Here is a 6,233-nt window from a genome sequence, read left to right on the forward strand (position 1 = left end):
AGTTGAAGTATCGGGGTTGGGAGCGAATCCCATCCCCAGTTTAGTTCTGCGAGAAGAATGGGAACCGTCGGGGATCAACCGGCGGATGCGGCATCGGGCCACCCTGGGGACCACCTTGCGAGCCGCCCTGACCGCCCATCATCTTATCGATGGCGTCCTGAACCTCGCCCTCGAACTTCTTCATTCCCTCGTGCAAACGACGCTGACCGTCCTCAGAGCGCAGCTCCTCCATCTGCTCGGGCGAAATACCCAGTAGCTCGCCCAGTATGCCCATCATCTCGCCGCGCATACGCTCACTCGTATCCTCGTCAGCAAAACGGCGCACCTCGGCGCGTGCCAGCGAATCAACCGTCATACGCTCCTTGCCGTTAAGCCCCAGGTCGGACCACGCGAGCATGTACGGCCAAGAGCGCTCGGCAAACGAGCGGGACGAGACGATCGGTGCCGTCGGCAACATGCGGCGGGCAGCCTCACCCTGTCGAACGAGCATCAGCAGCAGCGAGCAGGCCTCAGGCTTGCCAGCGGCCATCGGGATATCGTCGAAAGATCGATTGCGGTCCACGTGCGCCTCGAGCGCGCCATCGACCTCACCCGGCTCAAGCCCGCCGAGCAGCTGTGCCGCGCGGTCGAGCATATCGACCGGACCGTCAAGCGTCGAGAGCGCCTGCGCCAGCACTCGCTCCATACAATCTTCCACCGCGTTGAGCGTCACGAGCTCTTGGGGCACCACGGCAGACGTGCGGTTGCGCACACGCGTCACAAACTCAAGCGTCGACAGGTACACATCGCCAAAAGGCGCGTAATCGCCCTGATAGCCGCCGCAAAGCGCCGGCGCCGCCAGCGCGTACTCGGTCTTGGAAAGCGGGCTCAGCGCCATCGCACCCAGCTCGAGCGCCGTGTCCTCCAGCATGAGGCCCAGCGTGCGCGAGCGCAGACGCTCGGCATCGCCCGCCGACACGTCGCGATCGAGCACACGCGCCGCATCCGGCGCATCGCGCTCGACAGTGCGAATGTGCAGACGCTCGGCGATGGCGCGGACGGCGGCACAGCGGGCAGCCTCCACCTCCTCCTGCGCCGGCGTAAAAATACGGTTGCGCCCCAGCACCAGGCCAATCACATTACGCGGGCCCAGAGCGTCGACGGCCAGCGCCGCCAGCAGGGACGACGGCAAGTCACCCTCGAGTGCCAGCACAGCACGCGACGCACCGTGGGCTCGGGCGTTGTCGCGCACGGCGAGCACCAGCGCCTGCCACAGCCACTCCTCGGAACGGAACTCGGGCAGTTCGTGATCTTCCAGGGCATCGAGCATCACGCCGCGCTGAATCTCCTGAACCAGCAGGCTCTCCTCAAAACACGGCGCCTGGGCCACCACGCGACCGCAGTCGTCGAGCACAAACGAACCGCCGGTATACACCGACTCGTCATAGGCACCGACCGGCGCCATGCAGGCAAACCACACGCTGCGCTTGGATGCGATCTTGCGGTAGGCGCCGCTACGAACGGCGGCAATGGCAGCAGTCTCGCGGTCGGTCATGTCAAACGCGTTGAATTGGAAATACGCAATGAGGTCGACGCCAGTCGGCAGCATCTCGAGTTCGCGGTCCAAGTCAAAAATCACGGCGATGCGCACGCCGTCCACGTCGAACACCGGCGGCGCCCAACGTGTATCGTTGTTCTCGCCACGCTGCAGGGCAATGCTCGAACGCGCCGGCACCACATGACCGTCCTTAAGCATCATGTAGTCGAGCAGCGGCTGGCCCTCAAACGAAACCGCCGCGGGCACGATGCAGATCATATCGAGCTCTTGGATACGCCCGGCAACACCGGTCAGACCCGTCAGCACGTCGTGCTCAAAGTCGGCAGCGCCCACCAGGCCGCCGGGCAGGGCTCCCATAAAGAGCGGAGCTGGCACGCACAGCACGCGCGCGCCGCGCTCATGAGCCAGGCGCGCCTGGTCCTCGATGCGACCGCAAATGCCCTCAATATCACCCAGGCGCATATCGATCTGTGCAAGTGCGAGCTTCATGGCTCAGCCCTTTCCGTCGTAAACCATCGTTGTCGTAGTAAAAGCGCCGGCCGCATGATGCAGTCGGCGCTCGCATGTGCATATGCTAGCTATGATACCCCGAGCGGGGGCGCGCTCCTAGAACGTCGCGGACCACAGCCCATGCAGGTTGCAATAGGCATAGACGGTACCGGTCTTGGAGCCGCCGGCAAAAAACGTCGCGGGCTTCATGCCGGGCTCAAGGTAATGGACCTCCAGGCGGCCTTCGGCCTCAAGGGCAATCCACTCGATGTAGTGCTCGGGCAGCATGGGGTGCTCCGTCGAGCCAACGCGTGCGCGAATCACGTGACCGTCACGCTCGGTCTCGACGACGGGCACGTGCTTCTCGTGCGCCGCGTCCTCGGTGTTCGCGGTCAGCTCCGTGCAGCCGGCAGGGGTTGCAACGTCGTTGCCGAGAGCGGCGATGAGCTTACCGTCGGGGTCCTTAAAGAATTTCGCCATGATGTTCTCCTTTGCTGATGTGCCAATATTCCTGATGGTTCTTATGCCCAAATGCAGACAAACCATCCACGGCATAGCAAATGAACACATAACGGATCAGGCAAGCGGTCGGGCCAAAATGCGTCGACCGTCCTGCCCACTCCAGCAGTCCCACCCCGCGCGCAGCTAGCGCCCGTCGCCGCCGAGCAGTGTCAGAACATCTTCGCGGGTAAACAGCGCCGACGAGATGCCGTCGCCGCCGAGCACGCTGTTGACCAGATCGCGCTTGGACTCCTGCATCTGCATAATGCGTTCCTCGATCGTGTCCTTGGCGATGAGCTTGTACACGGTCACGGTGTGTTGCTGGCCAATACGATGCGCGCGGTCGGTCGCCTGATCCTGTGCGGCCACGTTCCACCACGGGTCGTAGTGAATGACCACGTCGGCCGCCGTCAGGTTAAGGCCCACGCCGCCCGCCTTGAGCGAAATCAAAAAGACCGGAACCTCGCCCGCTTGGAACTGTGCGACCATCTTGGCGCGGCTCTCCTTAGACGAAGCGCCCGTGAGCTTAAGGAAAGCGATGTCCTCCTTGGCCAAGCGCTTACCGATGATATCGAGCATGCCCGTAAACTGGCTGAACAACAGGATGCGATGCCCGCCGTCGAGGGCGCCGTACACGAGCTCCATGCACGTATCGAGTTTGGCGCTCCCCGCCTTGTAATCCTCGTAGTGTAGACGCGGGTCGCAGCAGATCTGGCGCAGCTTGGTAAGCTCGGCGAGCACCTTGAGCTTGTCTTTCTTAAACTCGGATGCTTCGCGATGCTGCACCTGCTGGGCGATGCGGTCCTGGTTGGCCAGGTAGAGCTTGCGCTGCTCGCCGGTGAGCTGCGCCATGACCGTATCCTCGATCTTCTCGGGCAGGTCGGCCACCACGTCTTCCTTTACGCGACGCAGCACAAACGGCGATACGAGCGCCTGCAGGCGGGCGGCGCTGTCGCCCTCGGCATGCTCGACGGGACTCTCAAAGCGCTTGGCAAACGACTCGCGCGTGCCCAGCAGGCCCGGCATCAAAAAGTCGAAGATGCTCCAGAGCTCGGATAGGCGATTTTCGATGGGCGTGCCCGTCAGGGCAAAGCGCACGCCGGCCGGCAGGCGCTTTGCGGCGCGTGCCACCTGGGTGAGCGGGTTTTTAATGTACTGGGCCTCGTCGAGCACCACGCGGGCAAAATCCTGCCCGGCGTACTCGTCGATATCGCGGCGCATAAGGTCATACGACGTCACGACCACGTTATGCTCTGCCACGCCGGCAATCTGCACGCGGCGCTGCGCCTTGGCGCCCACGATGGCGCACACATCGAGCGAGGGCGCAAAGCGCTCCAGCTCGGCAGTCCAGTTGTACACGAGTGAGGCCGGGCATACCACGAGCGTGGGCTTGGTGTCCCCCGCCTCCACGCGCGCCAGGATATGCGCGATCATCTGGAGCGTTTTGCCCAGGCCCATGTCGTCGGCCAAGATGCCGCCGAGGCCCAGGTGTTCGAGCGAGCCGAGCCACTGATAGCCGTCGACCTGATAGCCGCGCAGCGTGGCCTTGAGCGAGGCGGGCACCGTAAAGTCCATCTTGCCGAGCGTGTCCAGGCGCTCGACGGTACGACGGAACGCGGCGTCGCGATCGGCCTCGAGCGCCGGCGTGTGCGCAAGCATGCTATCGACAAACAGGGTACTCGACGCGGGAAGCGACACACCGTCGAGCAGGTCGACAGCATCGACACCCAGGTCCTCGGCGAGGCCATACGCGGCTCGGGCTCCCTCGTCCAGGCGAATGATGTCGCCGGACGTAAGGCGCGCAAACGTTTGATGACGCTTGTACGAATCGAGATAGACGGCAAGGTCTGCCGCCGAAAGCCCGCTCGCGCCCAACTCGACGTCGAGCAAGTTGCTCTTAACGGTGGCGCGCACCGAAAGTTTGGGTGCAGGGCGCACCGAGATCTGGCGCAGGCGGTCGCTGAGCATAACCTCGCCCAACTCGGACAGGGCAGACAGGCCCTCGGTCAGCAGGCAGAACAAGCTCTCGTCATCGCGCTCCTCAAACGCCAGGCCGCCCTCGTAGAAATCGAAGTACAGGGCCGCCGTGTCCATAACGCGAAACTCCGCCACCTCGTCGCGCGGCGGAACGCCCGGGCGGCGCTCTTCGAAGGGGCTGCCCGGAGCGCCCAGGCTAAAGAGATCTGCCGACCAGTCGCCGTAGGTAACCGTAATTATGCAGGTCACGAGCCCATCGTCGACGCCAATCTCAAAATGGAAGCTCGCCTCGGGTGCCACGGCATCAAGGGCGGCGGGAGCGGTCAGGTCGGTGTAGTCGCGCAAGATCGGCAGCGCCATGCGGCAGAACTCGCCCACCTGGTCGGCGGCGACATGGGCCGGCGTGCGGCAGGGCAACAAGCGCGACAGGAACGACGCCGCGTGTTGGGCAAACGCCGCGTCGGTACGGCGCGCGTGGCGTGTGTCGACCAGGTAGGCAACGTTGTCCGAGGCGAAGCAATACATATCGGCCGGCAGGCGCAGGTCATAGCTACCTCCCGCCGCCGGAGCAATCTTTGCGGCGAGGAGCGGTGGGCGGCAAGTCGGGGCTTCGTCTTCTCCCTGCGGCGACGGCTCGACCGCCACCTCGTAGGAGCGATGCGTCGTCGTCCCCCGCGACCAGGCAGGCTCAAAGGAAATGGTCCTACCGCGCAGCAGGTCCAGCACGGACACGATGGAATACTCGGATAGCGGCAACTGACGCTCGGTGACAAAACCGCTGCGGGCAAAGTCGTACGACGCCGAGCGCGAACTCGTGATGTCGCTCAGGTAGGCAACCGTCATCGTGACAAGGTCGAGCAACTTTGTCGACACGTCATCGAAGGCCTCGGGCACATGGGCAAACGTAAGCTTCTTGCCGTAAGAAAATGTGCCGCCGCGCACATAGGCATCGGCCATGCCGTCGATATCCTTAACCACATAGGACACCGAACCGCAGCGGATGCGAAACTCGAGCGCCCAGCTAAAGCGCTCGCCAAACAGCGGATTGTAGTACGGCACCAACGAGGGCTCCAGTACCGCTTTGGGAGCATCGGGATCAATGGCGCCGGCGAGCTTGCGACGCATGACCACGAGCTCGTCCATGCGCGCTTCCGACAGATCGGAGAGCGCCGCCATAAGGCTCGGGCTCGTGGGAACGGGCGCCGGGAAGGGAAAGTTAGGGTTGACCGCGGATGCGGTGGGCGCGGGGCGGGCGGACTGCTTGGATTGTGCGGGCGGTACCGTAGTCGTGCGAACCGGCGTGCGCAAGCCCTCGACGGGCTCGGCGCCACTGGCATCCAGATACGCCAACGCCGTGGCGATAGCGTGTTTGCACATGCCGGAATAGCGAAAGGCGGCCGGGCAATCGCAGTCGTAGTCGACAACCTCGTGCTCGTCCATGTCGAGCGCCACGTGCGTCTTGTACAGGTCGCCGCGCGAGCCGCGCACCGAGCCCTCGACCGTCACGTTTTTGGAGAAGCGTGAGCCGCTGTCCTCAATCGACAGCACGGCGCCATTGAGCATGAGCGAGCGCCCCTTCATAAAGGTGCCGCTCAACGCCGCCTCTTTGCGAAGCGCCTGCACAAACGTCCCCTGTGCCATCACTTCCTCCAATCCACACAGGGTAGCTAATTTGGGACGGGGCTATTTTAGCTACCCCCATATGTCGGTTGAGACGCATTCCGACCCC

Annotated in this window: 3 protein-coding genes; all 3 read right to left on the bottom strand. The window is 63.7% G+C overall.

Annotation, left to right across the window (positions count from 1 at the left end):
- Positions 1-40: 40 nt before the first annotated feature.
- Positions 41-2,026, bottom strand: coding sequence for a hypothetical protein (locus tag DXD49_RS06720; protein ID WP_117794564.1), 1,986 nt, complete (start codon positions 2,024-2,026; stop codon positions 41-43).
- A gap of 117 nt (positions 2,027-2,143) precedes the next feature.
- Positions 2,144-2,506 carry a desulfoferrodoxin family protein gene (locus DXD49_RS06725; protein ID WP_117734444.1) on the bottom strand — a complete coding sequence of 121 codons (363 nt, stop codon included), beginning with the start codon at positions 2,504-2,506 and terminating at the stop codon, positions 2,144-2,146.
- 165 nt (positions 2,507-2,671) lie between these two features.
- The gene (locus DXD49_RS06730; RefSeq protein ID WP_117794565.1) at positions 2,672-6,145 is read right to left on the bottom strand and encodes an SNF2-related protein; all 3,474 of its coding nucleotides are present in this window, start codon (positions 6,143-6,145) and stop codon (positions 2,672-2,674) included.
- Positions 6,146-6,233: the final 88 nt, after the last annotated feature.

The sequence above is a fragment of the Collinsella sp. TM05-38 genome (assembly GCF_003466445.1).
GTDB lineage: Bacteria > Actinomycetota > Coriobacteriia > Coriobacteriales > Coriobacteriaceae > Collinsella.